At 75.8% G+C, this 20,166-nt stretch carries 2 protein-coding genes; both read left to right on the top strand.

What is annotated here, in order from left to right; all coding sequences use genetic code 11:
- The first annotated feature begins 18 nt into the window (after window positions 1-18).
- Window positions 19-1,371 (top strand): serine hydrolase domain-containing protein, encoded by a 1,353-nt coding sequence (locus tag IEY78_RS00910; RefSeq protein ID WP_189095430.1) that lies wholly within the window; start codon window positions 19-21, stop codon window positions 1,369-1,371.
- A 148-nt stretch (window positions 1,372-1,519) separates the two neighbouring features.
- Window positions 1,520-20,158 carry a non-ribosomal peptide synthetase gene (locus tag IEY78_RS00915; RefSeq protein ID WP_189095432.1) on the top strand — a complete coding sequence of 6,213 codons (18,639 nt, stop codon included), beginning with the start codon at window positions 1,520-1,522 and terminating at the stop codon, window positions 20,156-20,158.
- Window positions 20,159-20,166 lie beyond the last annotated feature (8 nt).

The raw sequence follows: 20,166 nt of genomic DNA on the forward strand, positions 1-20,166 counted from the left end.
TCCGGGAGTAGTTTTCTCATGCCGTATGTCACGAGCGCTCCGGTCGTCAGCCGGCAGCAGACGGAGATACGTCCCCTCTTACAGGAACGCCTGCACACGCTCGCCCGCGCCCACCAGGTCCCCGGGGCGCAACTCGCCGTGCACACCGACGGGGTCACGTACTCCGTCCACACCGGCGAGGCGGACGTCACCACGGGCCGGCCGTTCACCGCGGACACCGCGGTGCCGCTGGGCTCCGTCACCAAGTGCGCCACCGCCGCGGTGGTCATGCTGCTCGCCGCCGACGGCGACCTCGCGCTGACCGACCGGGTCGCCACGTACGTGCCCGAGCTGCGCACCTCGCGGGCGACCGTGCGCCAGCTGCTCAGCCACACCGCGGGGCTCCCCACCGGGCCCGACTCGGACCACGTGGCGACCCTGACGCCGTCGCGCTACCTGTCCGCGCACTGCGCCGAACGCGATGCCGTCTGCGCGCCCGGGGCCGGCTTCTCCTACTCCAACGCCGGGTTCATAGCCGCCGGCCGGCTGATCGAATCGGTGACGGGCATGACCTGGCAGGAGGCGGTGCGCGCCTTCCTGCTCGAACCCCTGGGCACCGCCCCCGCCTTCCTCGGCGACCCGGCGCCGGCCCGGCCGGTGGCCAGCGGCCACTCCGCCAACGCGCTCTCGGGCCGGGTGCGGGCGGTGCAACAGACCCTGGCGCCGGTGGAGGCCCCCGCGGGTGCCCTGCTGGCGAGCGCGCTCGACCTGGTCGCCCTGGGCCGGGACCTGATCGGGCAGGGCCCCCGCGCGGTGCTGCCGCACGACGCCGCCGAGGAGATGCGCCGCCCCGTTCCCGGCGCCGTACCGGGAGTGCTGGCGGACGCCTGGGGCCTGGGCCTCGGCCTCTTCCAGCAGGGCACCGCGCAGTGGTGCGGCCACGACGGCAACGCCCAGGGCACCTCCTGCCATCTGCGGGCCGAACCCGAGAGCGGCACCGTGGTCGCCTTCACCAGCAACGCCAACAGCGGCACCGCCCTGTGGCAGGCGCTCGCCGACGACCTCGCCGAGATCATCGGCAGGGGTGTCCCCGCGGCTCCGGCCCCGCGGGAGCCCGGCCGTCCCCTCGCACTTCCCCAGTGCGCCGGGACCTATCACAACGGCACCGTCGAGTACCGCGTCACGGCCGACGCGGCGGGTTCCCTGGCGCTGTCCGTGAACGGCGACACCCCGGCGCCGCTGGTCTGCTACGCGGATCTGAGCTGCGATCTGGTGGACCCCTCGAACGGCCGCCGGGTCCCCGGCGGAACCTTCGTGCGGGATCCGGAGACCGGGGCGATCGACCGGCTGCAGATCTCCGGGCGCACCGCCCGCCGCACCGGCACCGCCTGACCCCGGCACCGCCCCCGGCGGCCCGCGCGCCTCCCCGCTCCATCGCGCCCGGCCCGACCGGACCTCTGCCCTGCCCCGCCCCGGACCGCTCGCCCCGGGCCGCACGTCCTGCTGTCCTGCCCGTCCCCGTTTCGAAGGACTGACCTCCATGACGGACCCGCACGAGAACCCCGCACCCGCGTCCGCCTCGGCGCAGACCCGGACCGCATCGCCGGTCCGCGGGTCCGGCGGCGTCCGTCCGGTGCCCCCGTGCTCGCTCGGCGACCTGTTCGCCGCATGGGTGGCACGCACCCCGGAGGCACCCGCCGTCACGGACGGGCGGCGGACCTGGTCCTACCGCGCACTCGACACCTGGGCCAACCGCCTCGCGCACGACCTGATCGCCCGCGGGGCGGGGCCCGAGCGCACGGTGGCGCTGGTGCTGCCCCGCTCGGTCGAACTGATCGTGGCGGAACTGGCCGTGGCCAAGGCGGGCGCCGCGTTCCTGCCCGTCGACCCGGCCTACCCCGCCGAACGCCGGGCGATGATGCTCGCCGACGCGGCGCCCGCCGTGGTCCTCGACGAGGTGGCCGACACCCGGCCCGCCGGCGGCCCCGAGCACAATCCGCAGGACGCGGACCGGTGCGCGCCGCTGCACACCGGGCACCCGGCGTACGTCATCTTCACCTCGGGGTCGACCGGCGTCCCCAAGGGGGTGACGGTCACCCACACCGGGCTGGCCGGCTTCGCGGCGGCCGCGGCCGACCGCTACGCCGTGGAACCCGGGGACCGCGTCCTGCAGTTCTCCTCCCCGAGCTTCGACGCCGCCGTCCTGGAGCTGTGCGTCTCCCTGCTGTCCGGCGCCACCCTCGTGGTGCCGCCGGACGGCCCGTGGCTGGGCGACGAACTCACCGATGTCCTGACCGCGCACCGCATCACCCACGCCCTCATCCCGCCCGCCGCGCTCGCCACGCTGCCCGCCCCGGCCGGCGACCGCGGCCTGCCCGATCTGCGGACCCTGATCGTGGGGGCCGAGGCCTGCCCGGCCGACCTGGTCGACCGCTGGGCCGCCGGCCGCCGGATGGTCAACTCCTACGGGCCCACCGAGGCCACGGTCGTCGCCTCCTGGACCGGGCCCCTGGCCGTCGGCGGCGGCACCCCCACCATCGGCGGGCCGCTGCCGTACACCCGGCTGCGGGTGCTCGACGCGGCGATGCGCCCGGTGGCGGAGGGCGCCAGCGGCGAGCTGTACGTGGGCGGCGACGGGGTGGCCCGCGGCTACCTCAACCGCCCGGGCCTGACCGCCGCGCGCTTCGTGGCCGACCCGTACGGGCCGTCCGGCAGCAGGCTCTACCGCACCGGCGACCTGGCGCGCTGGAACGCCGACGGCGAGCTGGAGTTCCTCGGGCGGCTCGACCGGCAGGTCAAGATCCGCGGCTTCCGGGTCGAACTCGGCGAGATCGAGGCGGTGTTGGCGGCCCATGCCGATGTTGCCGAGGCGGTCGTCCTGGTGCGCGAGGACGAGCCCGGCCGGCAGCGGCTGGTCGCCTATGTGACACCGGCGGACCCCGCCCGGCCCCCGCAGACCACCACCTTGCGCACGGCGGTCTCCCGCAGCCTGCCGGCGCACATGGTGCCGTCCGCCGTCGTGGTCCTGGCGGCGTTCCCGCTCACCGCCAGCCACAAGATCGACCGGCAGGCCCTGCCCGCGCCCGGCCCGGAGCGCACCGCCGGCCACCTCGCGCCCCGTACCCCCGCCGAGCGGACCGTGGCCGGCATCTGGTCGGACGTGCTGGACGTGCGGCCCGTCGGCGCCGAGGACGACTTCTTCGCGCTCGGCGGCGACTCCGTCCTCGCCGTGCGGGTCCTCTCCCGGATCCGCGAGGAGCGCGGGGTCCGGCTGACCGTGCGGGACCTGTTCACCGCCCGGACGGTCGCCGACGTGGCCGCACTGCTCGACGGGGCGGCCGCCGACGACCCCGCGACGCCGATCCCGCCGGCCCCGCGCGAGCGGCCGCTGCCGCTGTCCGCCGCCCAGCAGCGGCTGTGGTTCCTCGACGACCTCACCGCCGGCTCCGCCGAGTACAACACCGGTGTCGGGGTGCGGCTGCGCGGCCGGCTGGACCACGCCGCGCTCGGCCGCGCCCTGGACCGGCTCGCCGCCCGCCACGACGCGCTGCGCACCACCTTCACCACGGTCGACGGACGCGGCGTGCAGCGGATCGACGACACCGCCGCGCTGCCGCTGCGCACCGTCGACCTGCGCCCGCTGCCCGCCGACCGGCACGAGGCGGAGACCGAGCGCCTGCTGACCGAGGAGCTGGAGCGCCGCTTCGACCTGGGCGAGGGCCCGCTGACCCGCGCGCTGCTGATCCGGTGCGCCGACGACGAGCAGCTGCTGCTGCTGGCCCAGCACCACCTCGTCACGGACGGCTGGTCGGTCGGCATCCTGGTGCGCGAACTGGCCGCGCTGTACGCCGCCGAGGTCACCGGGGAGCCGGACGGGCTGCCGCAACCGGCCCTGCAGTACCCGGACTTCGCGGTCTGGGAGCGTGACCGTCCGGCGCCGTCCGGGCACGCCGAGGACCTCGCGTACTGGAAGCGGCACCTGTCCGGGACCCCGCAGCTGGACCTGCCCACGGACCGGCCCCGGCCGCCGGTGCGCAGCACGGCCGGCGCGGCCCACCGCCACGAGCTGCCCGCCGACCTGGTGGCGCGGCTGGGCAGACTCGCCCGCGCCAAGGGCACCACCCCCTTCACCCTGTTCTCCGGCGCGGCCGCGGTGCTGTTCTCCCGCTACTCCGGTCAGCGGGACATCGCGTTCGGCACCGTCACCAACGGGCGCCACCGCCGCGAACTCGAGGACGTGGCGGGCTTCTTCGTCAACACCGTGGTCCTGCGGAGCGAGGTCGACGGCACGGCGACCGTCGACCGGTTCCTGGACACCGTGCGGGCGACGCTGATGGACGCCTTCAGCCATGACGGCGTGCCGTTCGCCCGGGTCGTCGAGGAGCTGGCCCCGCCGCGCGACCCCAGCCGCACCCCGCTGGTGCAGGTCCTGGTCGTCCAGCAGACCGCCATGGTGCACCCGCGGGAGGCCGGCGGCATCCGGATCGAGGAGCATCCGCTGCCGCGTCCGGCCGCACGGTTCGACCTGGTGCTGGAGTTCCTGCCGCGCGCCGACGGCTCCTTCGGGCTGACCGTCGAGTACAACACCGACCTGTTCGACGCCGCGACCGTGGCCCGGATGAGCCGCCATCTGCACCTCCTGCTGGAGGGCATGGCGGACGGCCCGCACCGGACCGTGGCCGAACTCCCGCTGCTGACCGACGACGAGCGGCGCACCATGCTCGACGCCTGGAACACCCCGCAGCACGAGGAGGCCGCCCCGACGACGCTGCCCGCGGTCTTCGAGGCGCAGACCCTGCGCACCCCCGACCGGACCGCCGTGGTCTGCGGCGGCACCCAGCTCACCTACGACGAGATCAACCGCCGCGCCAACCGGCTGGCCCGGCTGCTGATCGACCGCGGGGTGGGCCCGGAGTCCCTGGTGGCGCTGGCGCTGCCGCGCTCGGCCGACCTGGTCGCGGTCCTGTGGGCGGTGCTCAAGGCGGGCGCCGGCTATCTGCCCGTGGACCCCGGCTACCCGGCCGAGCGCATCCGCTTCATGCTCGCCGACGCCGCGCCGGCCACCGTCCTGACCACCCGTGACACGGCCGGCTGCCTGCCCGAAGGCACCGAGCGGCTGGTGCTGGACGACCCGGAGACGCTGGCCGCGCTGCCGAGCCACCCGGAGCACGACCTCACCGACGACGACCGGGCGCGGCCGCTCGACCCCCGCCACCCGGCCTACGTCATCTACACGTCGGGCTCGACGGGCCGGCCCAAGGGCGTGGTGGTCTCGCACGCCAGCGTGGCCGACCTGGCGGTGTGGGCGGGGGAGCAGTTCGGGCGGCAGCAGCTGACCCATGTGGTGGCCTCCACCTCGCTCAACTTCGATGTCTCCGTCTTCGAGCTGCTGTGCCCGCTGCTGTCCGGCGGCAGCATCGAGGTGGTGGCCGACCTGCCGGCCCTCGCCGACCGGGCGGACGGCGCCCCGCGGCAGGCCGGGCTCATCAGCGGGGTGCCCTCGGTGGTCTCCCGGATGCTCACCACGGATGCCGCGCCCGTCCAGGCCGACACGGTGGTGCTGGCCGGCGAGGCGCTGCCCGCACAGACCGTGCGCGACCTGCGCCGCACCATGCCGTCCTGCCGGGTCGCCAACATCTACGGCCCGACCGAGGCCACCGTGTACGCCACCGCGTGGTTCGCCGGCGACGGCACCCCCGAGCAGGCCCCGCCGATCGGCCGGCCGGTCGCCCGGACCCGCGCCTACGTCCTGGACGCCATGCTGCGGCCGCAACCCCCGGGCGTGACGGGTGAGTTGTACCTCGGCGGCGGCGGCCTCGCGCGGGGCTACCTGCGGCGGCCCGGCCTGACCGCCACCCGGTTCGTCGCCGACCCCTTCGCCGGGCCGGGCAGCCGGATGTACCGCACAGGCGACCTGGTGCGGTGGACCGCCGGGGGCGAGCTGGAGTACGTCGGCCGGGTCGACCAGCAGGTCAAGGTGCGCGGCTTCCGGATCGAGCTGGGTGAGGTGGAGGAGGCGCTGCTGCGCTGTGCCGGGGTGGCCCAGGCGGCCGCCGCCACCCGGGAGAGCGACGGTCACAAGCGCCTGATCGGCTATGTCGTGCCGGCGCCCGGGGCGGAGCCGGACCCGGGCGCGCTGCGCCGCGAACTGGGCCGCAGTGTGCCCGACTACATGGTGCCCTCGTCGGTCGTCGTCCTGCCGGCGCTGCCCCTCAACCCCAACGGCAAACTGGACCGCGACCGGCTGCCGGCCCCCGACCGGACCGCCGCGGGCACCACGGCGTACGTGGCGCCGCGCACCGCCACCGAACGGGCGCTCGCCGCCGTGTGGGCCGAGGTCCTGCGGGTGGAGCGGGTCGGCCTGGAGGACAACTTCTTCACGCTGGGCGGGGACTCGATCCTCAGCATCCAGGTGGTGGCCCAGGCACGGCAGGCGGGCCTGGCCGTCACCTCCCGCGACGTCTACCGGCACCAGACGGTCGGCGCCCTCGCGCAGTGCGTGGACGCCGCCGGGCGCCCGGCCGCCGCCCCTGCCGAGGCGGCCGCCACCGGCACCGCGCCCCTGACCCCCATCCAGCACTGGCTGTTCGAGACCGACGCCGAGCGGGCCGGGCACTTCGGCCAGACGCTGTCCGTCGAGCTGTCCGACGACGTGGACGCCGCGCTGCTGGACGCCGCCCTGCGCGCGGTCGTCACCCACCACGACGCGCTGCGCTCACGCTTCGCCCACGACAGCGACGGCCACCGGCTCCAGCACATCGACGCCGACGCGCCCGCCGCCGTGCTGCACCACCACGCCGGCCCCGACGACGACACACCGCACCTCGGCCCGTTCGACCTGCGCCACGGCCCCCTGCTGCGCGCCGTGCTCCACGACCGGGGCGACGGGCGGCCCCGCGTACTGCACCTGACGGTTCATCATCTTGTGGTCGACGGCGTCTCCTGGCGCGTCCTGCTGGAGGACCTGGACCGGGCCTACCGCGCCGGGGCGCGCGGCGAGCGGGCCGCCGGGCTGCCGGCGAAGTCCTCCCCGCTGCGGCACTGGGCCCGCCGGCTCACCGAGCACGCCGCCACCGGCGGCTTCCAGGACGAGGCCGCGTACTGGACCGGACTGGCCCGCTCCTGCGACCCGGCGCTGCCCACCGACCTCGACGGCGCCAACACCTACGCCTCGGCCCGCTCGGTGACCGTCCGCCTGACCCCGCAGGACACCGCCGTCCTGCTGCACACCCTGCCCGGCGCCTACCGCACCCAGGTCAACGATGTGCTGCTGAGCGCGCTGGGCCGGGTGCTGCACACGTGGACCGGCCGGGACCGGGTCCCGGTGGACCTGGAGGGCCACGGCCGGGAGGAGCTGTTCCCCGACGTGGACCTCAGCCGCACGGTCGGCTGGTTCACCACCCGCTACCCGGTCGCCCTGACCGTGACGCCGGACGCGGACTGGGGCACCGTGCTCAAGTCGGTCAAGGAGCAGCTGCGGGCCGTGCCGCGCCGCGGCCTGGGCTACGGCGTCCAGCGCCATCTGCTGCGGCCGGAGGGCCTGCCGGACACCCCCAGTGCCGGCATCAGCTTCAACTACCTGGGCCAGTTCGGCCTGCCCGGCGGCGGCGGGCTCTACCGCGGCCCGCACCGTGCACTGTCGCTGGACGCCGACCCGTCCGCGGCGCGCCCGCACGCCCTGGAGGTCGTCGGCCAACTCGACGGCGACGCGCTGGAGTTCACCTGGTTCTACTCGGCGCACCTCCACCAGGAGGCGACCGTCACCGCGCTGGCCGGGCAGTTCGCCACGGCGCTGGGCGACATCGCCCGGCACGGCGCCGGGCCCGGAGCCGGCGGGCGCACCCCCTCCGACTTCCCGCTGGCCGTGCTCGACCAGCCGACCGTGGACCGGTTGGTGGGCGCGGACGCCGCCGCGGTCGAGGACATCCACCCGCTCACCCCCACCCAGTCCGGCATGCTCTTCCACGGGCTGTCGCAGGGCGACCGGCGCGCCTACTTCCAGCAGCTGACCTTCGTGCTGGACGGCGTGCCCGACCCCCGGGCCCTCGCCGCGGCCTGGCAGCGGGTGACCGACCGCACCCCGGTGCTGCGCGGCCGGGTGGTGTGGCAGGACGTGCCCGAGCCGCTGCTCGTCGTCGCCCGCGAGGCCGCCCTGCCCGTCACCCACCTGGACTGGCGCGCCCTGCCGGACGAAGAGCGCCGCACACAGCTGCGGGAGCTGCTCGACGGCGACCGGCGGCGCGGCATCGACCTGGAGACCGCCCCCCTCCAGCGGCTGGTGCTGGCCCGGCTGTCGGATACCGAGGTGCAGGTGGTGTGGTCCTTCCACCACCTGGTGCTCGACGGCTGGAGCCTGTTCCAGGTGCTGTCCGACGTCTTCCGCTGCCACGCGCTGCCGGCCGGCGCGGACCCGGCGGGGTCCGAGGCGGCCCTGCCCGTGCGCCGCCCCTTCCGCGATTACGTGGCCTGGCTGGGCGACCGCGACTGGGCGGAGGCCGAACGGCACTGGCGCGACCGGCTCGACGGCCTGACCGAGCCCACCGCGCTGCCCTACGACCGCGAGCCCCGCGAGACCCATCGCGCCGAATCTACCGCGGCGGTGCGCCGCACCCTGTCCGCGGACACCACCCGCGCGCTGGACGGGGTGGCCAAGAGCGCCGGCGTGACCGTGAACACCCTGGTGCAGGGCGCCTGGGCGCTGCTGCTGGCCCGCCAGACGGGCCGGCGCGAGGTCGTCTTCGGCACCACCGTCTCCGGACGGCCGCCCGAGCTGCCCGGCGTCGAGGCGATGAACGGCCTGTTCATCGCGACCGTGCCGACCCGGCTGACGGTCCCCGCCGACGGCACCCTGCGGGACTGGCTGCGCGGCGTGCAGGAGATCCAGACCGACGACCGGCGCTTCGACTTCGTCCCGCTCACCCGGCTGACGGCGTACACCGACCTGCCCGAGCGGGTCGCCCTGTTCGACAGCATCGTGGTCTTCGAGAACTACCCGGTCGGCGGGGACCTCGCCGCCGCGCACGGCCTGCGGCTGAGCGGCCTCGACGGCATCGAGACCACCAACTATCCGCTGAGCCTGGTCGCCTACCCGGGCGCGGAGCTGGCGCTGCGGCTGGGCTACGACCCGGAGCTGTTCGACGCCGCCACCGTCGAGCGGATGGGGGAGTACCTCACGGTGCTGCTGGCGGGCATGGCCGCCGACGCCGAACGCCCGCCCGCGCGGCTGCCGGTGCTCGGCGCCGCACACCGCCGCCAGGTCGTCGAGGAGTGGAACGACACCGCCACCGCACTGCCCGAGGGCACGGTGGCCGAGCTGTTCGCCGACCAGGTCCGGCGCACCCCCGACGCCCTCGCGCTGGACGCCGGAGAGCTGACCCTGACGTACCGTCAACTCGATGACAGGGCAGAGGCATTGGCCCGTCAGTTGCACGGTGTCGGCGTGCGGCCCGAGCGGCCGGTCGCCGTCCTCATGGACCGCTCGGCCGCGCTGGTCGTCGCCCAGCTGGCGCTGGCCCGAACCGGCGGTGTGTACGTCCCGCTGGACGGCCGGGCCCCGCGCGAGCGGCTGCGGCAGGTGCTGGAGGAGAGCGCGGCGGACCTCGTCCTGACCGACGCCTCGTGGGAGGAGAGCGCCCGGGAGGCGGCGGCCGGCGGGTGCACCCTGCTGCTCACCGGCGACGGATCGGCCGCCGTGCCGCCCGGCGCCGCGGACACCCCCGCCCCGGACGGCGCGCCGCTGCCCGCCGTCCACCCCGACAACGCGCTGTACCTGATGTTCACCTCCGGCTCCACCGGGCGCCCCAAGGGCGTCGCGGTGCGCCACCGCGACGTCGTCGCGCTCGCCTTCGACCGCGCCTTCGCCGCACACGACCGGGTCCTGGTGCACTCCCCGCAGGCCTTCGACGCCGCCACCTACGAACTGTGGGTGCCGCTGCTGCGCGGCGGCCGCGCGGTGCTGGCCCCGCCCGCCGAGGTGGACGCCCACACCGTGCGCCGGGCGATCACCGAACAGGGCGTCAGCTGCCTGTGGCTGACCGCCGGACTGTTCCGCCTGCTGGCCCAGGAGGACCCCGAGTGCCTGCGCGGCGCCCGGGAGGTGTGGACCGGCGGCGAGGCCGTACCGGGCGCCGTGGTCCGCCGGGTGCTCGACGCCTGCCCGGACCTCACCGTCGTCGACGGCTACGGCCCCACCGAGACCACCACCTTCGCCACCCGGCGGGCCTTCCACGCCGGCGAGACGCTGCCCGCCGCGCTGCCCATCGGACGTCCGCTCGACAACATGCGGGTCTATGTGCTGGACGACGTGCTCCAGCCGCAGCCGCCGGGCATCCCCGGAGAGCTCTACCTCGCCGGGGCCGGAGTCGCCCGCGGCTACGGCGGCCGCCCCGGCGCGACCGCCGAACGCTACCTCGCCGACCCGTTCGGCCCGGCCGGCTCCCGCATGTACCGCACCGGCGACATCGTGCGCTGGGGCGCGGACGGCGAACTCCACTTCGTGGGGCGCGCCGACGACCAGATCAAGATCCGGGGCTTCCGCGTCGAACCGGCCGAGATCGAGGCCGCGCTGACCCGCCACGACACCGTCGCCGAAGCGGTGCTGACCGTCCTCGCCGAGGGCGGCCGCAAGCGCCTGGTCGCCCACCTCGTGCCCGCCCCCGGGGTGAGCGTGCCGCCGGCGGCCGAGCTGCGCGCCTTCCTCGCCGAGGTGCTGCCCGACTACATGCTGCCCGCCGCGTTCGTCACCCTGGACGCGCTGCCCCTGACCCGCAACGGGAAGGTCGACCGGCGCCGGCTGCCCGCCCCCGACTGGACGGCCGCCACCACGGCCGGGCACCGGGCGCCGCGCACCGAGGCCGAGCGGATCCTCGCCGAGATCTGGTGCGCCCTGCTGGGCATTGACCGGGTGGGCGTCGAGGACAACTTCTTCATGCTGGGCGGCGATTCGATCCTGAGCATCCAGGTCGTCTCGCGCGCCCGCCGGGCGGGCCTGACCCTCACCCCCCGGGACCTGTTCCGCCACCCCACCATCGCCGCGCTCGCCGCCGCCACCGGCGCCACCGCGCAGGTCTCCGGCACCGGCCCGGTGACCGGCGAGGTCGGCCTGCTGCCGATCCAGCACTGGTTCCTCGACGCCGGCGCCGAGCGCCCGGAGTTCTTCAACCAGTCCGTGGTCATCGAACTGGCCGAGGACCCCGACCCGCGGGCCCTGGCGGCGGCCCTGCACGCCCTGTGGTCGCACCACGACGCGCTGCGCGCCCGCTTCACGCAGCAGGCGGACGGCACCTGGCAGCAGCACTGCCCGGCACCGGACGCGGCCGAGGCGCACCTGCTGCGGACGCACGACCTGACCGGGCTGACCGGCGACCGGTGCGACGCCGCGGTGGCGGAGGCCACCGCCGAGGCGCACGCGGGCTTCCGGCTGGCGTCCGGGCCGCTGCTCGCCGCCCGGCTCTTCACCGGCGCCCAGGACCGGCCGCCGCGGCTGTTTCTGACGGTACATCACCTGGTGGTCGACGGCGTCTCCTGGCGGGTGCTGCTGGAGGACTTGGAGAGCGCCTACCGGCAGGCACGGGCCGGGGAGACGGTGACCCCGCCCGCCCGGACCACCTCCGTCCAGGAATGGGCCGGCCGGCTGCGCGCCCACACCGAGGCCGGCGGCTTCGGTGACGAGCGCGCCCACTGGGGCGCGGTGGCCGCGCACTGCGAGCCCGCGCTGCCCGTCGACGCCGCCGGCACCAACACCATCGCCGACCTCCGTTCGGTCACCGTCCGCCTCGACCGGGAGCGCACCGACGCCCTGCTGCAGCAGGTGCCCGGCGTCTACCGCACGCGGATCAACGATGTGCTGCTCACCGCCCTCGGCCGGGTGCTGGCCGACTGGACCGGCCACCGCACCGTCGCCGTCGGCCTGGAGGGGCACGGCCGCGAGGACCACCTCTTCGACGACGTCGACCTGTCCCGCACGGTCGGCTGGTTCACCACCCTGTTCCCCGTCGCCCTCGACGTCCCGGACGGCGACTGGGGCACGGCGCTGAAGTCCGTCAAGGAGCAGCTGCGCGCCGTACCCGGCCGCGGCCTCGGGCACGGGGCACTGCGCCACCTCGCCGCGGACCCGGACCTGGCCGCGGCGCCGCAGCCCCGGATCAGCTTCAACTACCTCGGCCGGTTCGACTGGTCCGCCGAGGGCGGCGGCCTGATCCGCGGGGTGCGCGGCGGACTGGACGGCGCCGCCGCGCCCGAGTCGGCCCGCCCGCACCTGCTGGACGTGGTGGGCCGGGTCGAGGACCGGCAGCTGGAACTCACCTGGTACTACAGCGGCGGTGTGCACCGCGAGGAGACCGTCTCCGCCCTGGCCACGGGCATGCGCACGGCGCTGGAGGACATCGTCGCCCACTGCGCCGCCCCCGACGCGGGCGGCCGCACCCCCTCCGACTTCCCGCTGGCCGGCCTCGACCAGGCGGCCGTGGACCGGATCGCGGCGGACGGGCACGGCGTCGAGGACATCTACCCGCTGACGCCGATGCAGGCGGGCATGCTGTTCCATGGCCTGATGGACCCCTCCTCCCAGGCCTACTTCAACCAGGTCCAGCTGGTGCTGTCCGGCGTCCGGGACGCCGCGGCCCTCGCCACGGCCTGGCAGCAGGCCTCCGACGCCAACCCGATGCTCCGCACCCGCCTGGAGTGGGAGCGGACCGCGCAGCCGCTGCAGATCGTGCAGACCCGGGCCACCGTGCCCGTCACCCACCACGACTGGACCGGGTGGGACCCGGACCGGTGCGCACACGCCCTGGAGACGCTGCTCGCCGAGGACCGGGCGGCCGGCCTCGACCTGACCCGCGCCCCGCTGATGCGGCTGAACCTGATCACCCTGGCCGCCGACCGGGTTCGCATCATCTGGACCTTCCACCACACCCTGCTCGACGGCTGGAGCGCGGCCCAGGTCTTCGACGAGATCTGCGAGCGGTACGCGGCCCTCACCGCGGGCCGCCGCCCCGAACTCCCCACCCGCGCCCCCTTCGGCAGCTACCTGGGCTGGCTGGCGGAGCAGGACACCACCCAGGCCGAGCGCCACTGGCGCACCGCCCTGGCCGGCTTCACCTCACCCACCGAACTGCCCCGCGACCGGGTGCCGCTGGAGGCCCACCGCACCGCCTCGTCCGGCTCGGTCGGCATCACGCTCGGTGCCGAGGAGTCCGCCCGCCTGCGGGAGACCGCGCAGCAGGCCGGGCTGACCATGAACACCGTCCTCCAGGGCGCCTGGGGTCTGCTGCTGTCCCGCTACGGCCACAGCGACGACGTGGTCTTCGGCACCACCGTCTCCGGCCGCCCCGCCGCCCTGCCGGGCGTCGAGTCCATGGTCGGCGTGTTCATCAACACCCTGCCCACCCGGGTGCGGATCGACGGGCAGCGCCCCCTGCTGGAGTGGCTGCGCGCGCTCCAGACGTCCCAGTCGGAGTCCCGGCGCCACGACTTCGTCTCGCTGGCCCAGCTCCAGACCTGGAGCGAACTGCCCGGCGGGACCGGCCTGTTCGACAGCATCGTGGTCTTCGAGAACTACCCCTTCGACAGCGACGGGCTCGCCCGGCACGGCCTGGGCATCCAGCAGGAACGCGACCTGGAGCCGACCAACTACGCGCTCAGCGTGGTCGTCGCCCCCGGCGAGCGCCTCGCCATCACCCTCGACTACGACCCGGCGGCCTTCGACGCCGCCACCGTCGAGCGGATGGGGGAGTGCCTGCGCGTCCTGCTGACGGCGATGTCGGCCGACCCGGACCGCCGGCTGGCCGAGCTGCCCCTGCTCACCGGGGACGAACGGGACCGCATCCTCACCCGGTTCGGCGGACCGGCGCTGCGCGCGCCGCAGCGGGTGCTGCCCGCCGTCTTCGAGGAGCAGGCGGCCCGCACTCCGGACGCCCCGGCGGTACGGGCCGGCGCGGACCGGCTGACCTACCGCGAGCTGAACGCCCGCGCCAACCGGCTGGCCCGGGTGCTGATCGACTCCGGCGCGGGTCCGGAGCGCTTCGTGGCGCTCGCGCTGCCGCGCACCGCCGACCTGCTGGTGGCGATGCTGGCGGTCCTCAAGAGCGGCGCCGGATATCTGCCGGTCGACCCCTCGTACCCCGCCGAGCGGATCTCCTTCCTCTTCGACGACATCGGCCCGGACATCGTGCTCACCACCACCGCGCTGGCCGGCCGGCTGCCCGAGGGGCCCGCCACGCGCCTGGTGCTGGACGACGCCGGGACCGCGGAGCGGCTCGCGGTGCGGTCCGCCGACGACCTCGGCGACGCCGAGCGGGCCGGTGCGCTGCTGCCCGCCCACCCCGCGTACGTCATCCACACCTCGGGGTCGACCGGCCTGCCCAAGGGCGTGGTGGTCACCCACGGTTCGGTGGTGGCACTGGCCGACTGGGCGGCCGCCGAGTTCGGCGAGCGCGGCCTGTCCCACGTCGTGGCGTCCACCTCGCTCAACTTCGACGTGTCGGTCTTCGAGATCGTCTGCCCGCTGCTGTCCGGCGGCTGCGTCGAGCTGGTCGCCGACCTGCTCGCCCTGGCCGAACGCCGCGGCCCCTGGACCGCGGGCCTGCTCAGCGCCGTCCCCTCCGCCCTGGGCCAACTCCTCGCCGAGGACACCGTCCACGTCGGCGCGGACACCGTCGTGCTGGCCGGTGAGGGGCTCGCCGCCCGCACCGTGGGCGAGGTCCGCGCGGCCGTGCCCGGCTGCCGGGTGGTGAACATCTACGGCCCCACCGAGGCCACCGTCTACGCCACTGCCTGGCACTGCGACCCCGACGACCCCGGCCGCACCCCGCCGATCGGCAGCCCCGTCACCGGCGCCCGCGCCTACGTCCTCGACCCGCACCTGCGGCCGGTGCCCGTCGGGGTGCCCGGCGAGCTCTACCTCGCCGGAACGGGCGTGGCGCGCGGGTACTTCGCCCGGCCCGGCCTGACCGCCCGGCGCTTCCTCGCCGACCCGTTCGGCCCCGCGGGCGAGCGGATGTACCGCACCGGCGACCTCGTGCGCTGGGACGCCGAGGGGCAGCTGGAGTACCTCGGCCGCACCGACGACCAGGTCAAGGTGCGCGGCTTCCGGATCGAACTGGGCGAGGTGGAGGCCGCGCTGGCCCGCCACCCGGAGGTGGCCGAGGCGGCCGCCCGGGTCGTCGAGACCGACGGCCACAAGCGCCTGGTGGGCTATGCGGTCGGCCGCGGCGCCGACCGCCCCGACCCCGCCGCGCTGCGCGCCTTCCTCGCCGAGAGCCTGCCCGGGCACCTGGTGCCCTCGGTCATCGTCCCGCTGGAGCGGCTGCCGCTGGGCGCGACCGGCAAGCTCGACCGGCGCGCCCTGCCGGCGCCCGACTGGGCGGCCCCGGCCGGCGGCCACGTCCCGCCGCGCACGGACACCGAGCGGGCGCTCGCCGACATCTGGGCCCGGGTGCTGGGCGTGGAGCGGGTGGGCGCCGAGGACAACTACTTCGCCCTGGGCGGCGATTCGATCCTCAGCATCCAGATCGTCTCCGCGGCCCGCCGCGCCGGCATCGAGCTGACCCCGCGGCACCTGTTCGTCCACCAGACCGTCGCCGCCCTGGCCGCGGCCGCCGAGGGCCTGCCCGCCGCGGCGACCGCCGCCGAACAGGGCCCCGTGGTGGGCGAGGTCCCGCTCACCCCCGTCCAGCACTGGCTGTTCGACACCGTCCCCGACAGCCCCTGGCACTTCACCCAGTCGCTGTCCTTCCAACTGGCCGCCGAGGTCGACGAGGAGGCACTGCGGGCCGCCCTGGCAGCGGTCTGGGAGCACCACGACGCCCTGCGGATGCGCTACGAGCACACCGGCGACGGCCACCGGCGCCAGATCGGCACGGCCCCCACCGCGGCCCCCGCGATGGAGGTGTGCGACCTGACCCACCGGGCACCGGGGGAGCGGGCCGAGGCGCTGCGCGCGCTGGCCCGCGACCTCGACGCCGGCTTCGACCTGGCCGACGGGCCGCTGCTGAAGGCCGTGCTGTGCCGGCTCGGGGACGAGGAGCGCCCGGTGCTGCTGCTGGCGGCCCACCACCTGGTCGTCGACGCGGTGTCCTGGCGCATCGTCCTGGAGGACCTGGACACGGCCTACCGCGCGGCGCGCACCGGCGCCCGGGCCGCACTCGGCCCCAAGACCACCTCGTTCCGCGCCTGGGCGCAGCGGCTGCACGAGCACACCGCCGCCGGCGGCTTCGACGACGAACTCCCGTACTGGAACGGGCCGCAGGGCCACGCCGAGCTGCCCACCGACGGCGAGGGCCGCAACACCGCGGACTCCGAGGACACCGTCACCGTCCGCCTGGAGGCCGAGGAGACCCGCCGGCTGCTCCAGGAGGTGCCGGACACCTACCGCACCCGGGTCAACGACGTCCTGCTGTGCGCCCTGGGCCGGGTGCTGGCCCGCTGGACCGGGCGCGACCGGGTGCTGATCGGGCTGGAGGGCCACGGCCGTGAGGAGATCTTCGACGACGTCGACCTCTCCCGCACCGTCGGCTGGTTCACCACCATGTTCCCCGTCGCGCTGGACCTGCCGCCGCAGGCCGGTCTCGGGGCGGCGCTGAAGTCCGCGAAGGAGGGGCTGCGCAGGCTGCCCCGGCACGGCCTGGGCTACGGCGCGCTGCGCCATCTGCGCACCCCGGAGGCCGACGGCCTGCCGCCCCTGCCGCAGATCGGCTTCAACTACCTCGGCCAGCAGGACTGGAGCGCCGCGGCCGGCGACGGACTGCTGCACGCGCCGTACGGCGCCCTGGCGGGCGGCATGGACCCGGCGGCCGCACGGCCCCATCTGATCGGTGTCGTCGGCCTGGTCGCGGACAAGCGGCTGGAGTTCACCTGGTCGTTCTCGAAGAACCTGCACCGGCGGGAGACCGTGGCCCGTCTGGCCGAGGAGACGGCCGCCGAACTGCGCGGCATCGTGCGGCACTGCGCACAGCCGGACGCCGGCGGCCGCACCCCCTCCGACTTCCCGCTGGCCCGCCTGGACCAGGAGGGCGTCGACCGGCTCGCCGGCAACGGCCGGGACGTCACCGACATCTATCCGCTGACCCCCACCCAGACCGGCATGGTCTTCCACGGCATGGACGAGCCCGACCAGGGGCTGTACGTGGAGCAGGCCACCTTCGTCGTGGACGGGGTGCGCGATCCGCGGCTGCTGGCCGCCGCCTGGCAGCAGGTCGTGGACCGCACCCCCGTGCTGCGCAGCGCGGTCGTGCTGCGCGAGGTGCCGGTGCCGCTCCAGACCGTGCACCGCTCCGTCACCCTGCCCGTGGCCGAGCACGACTGGAGCGCCCTGACGCCGGACGAGCGGGACGCCGCGCTGGAGCGGCTGCTCGCCGAGGACCGGGCCCGCGGGATCGCCCTGGACCGGGCGCCGCTGCTGCGGGTCGCCCTCATCCGGCTCGCCCCGGCCGAGGTGCGGGTCGTGTGGACCTTCCACCATGTGCTGCTCGACGGGTGGAGCGTCTTCCAGGTCCTCTCGGACGTCTTCGCCTGCCACGCGGCGCTCGCCACGGGCACCGAGCCCCGGCTGCCGGACCGCAGGCCGTTCGCGGACTACGCCGGCTGGCTCGCCGCGCACGACACCGCCCCGGCCGAGGAGCACTGGCGCCGGGTGCTGGCCGGGCTGTCCGCCCCCACCCCGCTGCCCTACGACCGGCGCCCGGCCCAGGGCGCGGCCACCCGGGCCGGCACCTGGCACTCGCAGCGGCTCGACGCGCAACGGAGCGCCGCGCTGACCGACTTCGCCCGGCGCCACCACCTCACCCTCAACACCGTCGTCCAGGGCGTCTGGGGCCTGCTGCTGTCGCGCTGGAGCGGGGAGCGCGAGGTGTGCTTCGGCAGCACGGTCTCCGGCCGGCCCACGGACCTGCCCGGCGCCGACGCCATCACCGGCCTGTTCATCAACACCCTGCCGGTGCGCGTCGACGTGGACGGCGCCGCCGCCCCTGCCGACTGGCTGCGGGGCCTGCAGTCCACCCAGGCCGACGCCCGCGGCTTCGACCACGTCCCGCTGTCGGACCTGCACGGCTGGAGCGAACTGGACGCCGGGACCCCGCTGTTCGAGAGCCTGGTGGTCTTCGAGAACTACCCGATCAACAACACCGCGGCCGACGCCAATGGCCTGCGGGTGCGCGAGCTGCACGCCCTGGAGGCCACCAACTACCCGCTCACCGTGGTGATCTCGCCCGGCGACGAACTCAGCGTCGAACTCGGCTACGACCCGCGCTACTTCGAGGACGCCACCGCACGCTCCCTCGCCGCCCAGCTGGTGCACACCCTCGCCGCCCTCGCGGCGCCCGAGGCCGCCGGGTCCGTGGACGGGATCGACATCCTGCCGCCGGACGAGCGCGCCCGGCTCACCGGCGGTCCGCAACAGGCCGCGGCCGCCGCGCCGGCCACCCTCGCCGCGCTCGTCGAGGCGGCGGTGGACCGATGGCCCGAAGCGCCCGCCGTGCACGCGCCGGAGGGCACCCTGTCCTTCGCGCAGCTGGAGGCGCGGGCCAACCGCCTGGCGCACCGGCTGCTGGCCCGCGGGACGGGCCCCGGCGACCTCGTCGCCCTGGTCCTGCCGCGCTCGGCCGAGATGGCCGTCGCCCAGCTCGCGACCGCCAAGACGGGCGCCGCGTACCTGCCGGTGGACCCCGGCTACCCCGAGGAGCGGATCGCGCTGATGCTGCGCGACGCGGCCCCGGCGCTCACCCTGGACGCCGCGGAGGTCGGACGCCTCCTGGCGGACGCGCAGGACACCGCGCCCGCCCACCGGCCCACCGACCGCGACCGCGCCCGCCCGCTGGACGTGGACGACCCGGCCTATGTGATCTACACGTCCGGTTCCACCGGCACCCCCAAGGGCGTCGTCGTCACCCACCGCGGGCTCGCGGACTTCGCCGCCGCCGAGGCCGACCACTACCAGGTCCGCCCCGGCGACCGGGTGCTGGCCTTCGCCACCCCCAGCTTCGACGCCTCGGTGCTGGAGCTGTGCATGTCCCTGCCGGCCGGCGCGGCTCTGGTGGTGCCCCCGCCGGGCCCGCTGCTCGGTGAACAGCTGGCCGCGGTGCTGCGCGAGGAGCGCATCACCCACACCCTGCTGCCGCCCGCCGCGCTCGGCACCGTGCCGCCCGCCACCGCGGGCACCCTGCCGGACCTGCGCACCCTCATCGTCGGCGCGGACGCCTGCGGCGCCGACCTCGTCAGCCGCTGGGCCCCGCACCACCGGATGATCAACTCCTACGGCCCCACCGAGACCACGGTGGTCGCCACCTGGTCCGGCCCGCTGCGGCCCGACGGCAGCGCGCCGCCCATCGGCCGCCCGCTGCCCGCCACCGGGGTGTACGTCCTCGACGGGCGGCTGCGCCCGGTCGCCGACGGCGTCCCCGGCGAACTCTGGATCAGCGGACCCTCGCTGGCCCGCGGCTATCTGAACCGGCCGGGCCTGACCGCCGGCCGCTTCACCGCCGACCCGTACGGCCCGCCGGGCACCCGGATGTACCGCACCGGCGACCTGGTCCGGCGCGACGCGGGGGGCGAACTCCACCACCTCGGGCGCACCGACCACCAGATCAAGCTGCGCGGCCACCGCATCGAGGCCGGCGAGGTCGAGGCCGCCCTGACCCGGCACCCGGCCGTCCTGGACGCGGTGGTGACGGTGCGCGAGGACGAGCCCGGGCTGCCGCGGCTGGTGGCCCACCTGCTCGCCGTCCCCGGCGCCGACGCACCGGCCGGCCCGGAGCTGCGCGCCTTCGCCGCCCGCGGCCTGCCCGGCCACATGGTGCCCTCGGCCTTCGTCGTGCTGGAGCGCTTCCCGCTCACCGAGAACGGCAAGACCGACCGCGCGGCCCTGCCCGCGCCCGGACGGGACGAGGGGGAGACGGCCGGGCACGTCGCGCCGCGCACCCCCACCGAGGAAGTCCTCGCCGACATCTGGTCCACGGCCCTGGAGACGGCCGTGGGCGTGGAGGACGACTTCTTCGCACGGGGCGGCGACTCGCTGCGCAGCCTGCTCATCGCCTCCCGGACCAACGAGACCTTCGGGGTGTCCCTCACACCCCGCGACGTGCTGGCCTCCCGTACGGTCGCCGCCCTGGCGGACCTGGTGGAGGAACACATCCTGCGCGAACTCGAAGACGCCGTACACGGCGACAGCGACCACGACGAACGGTGAGGACCGAC

Origin of the sequence: Streptomyces kronopolitis (assembly GCF_014646275.1) — a bacterium.
Taxonomy (GTDB): Bacteria; Actinomycetota; Actinomycetes; order Streptomycetales; family Streptomycetaceae; genus Streptomyces; species Streptomyces kronopolitis.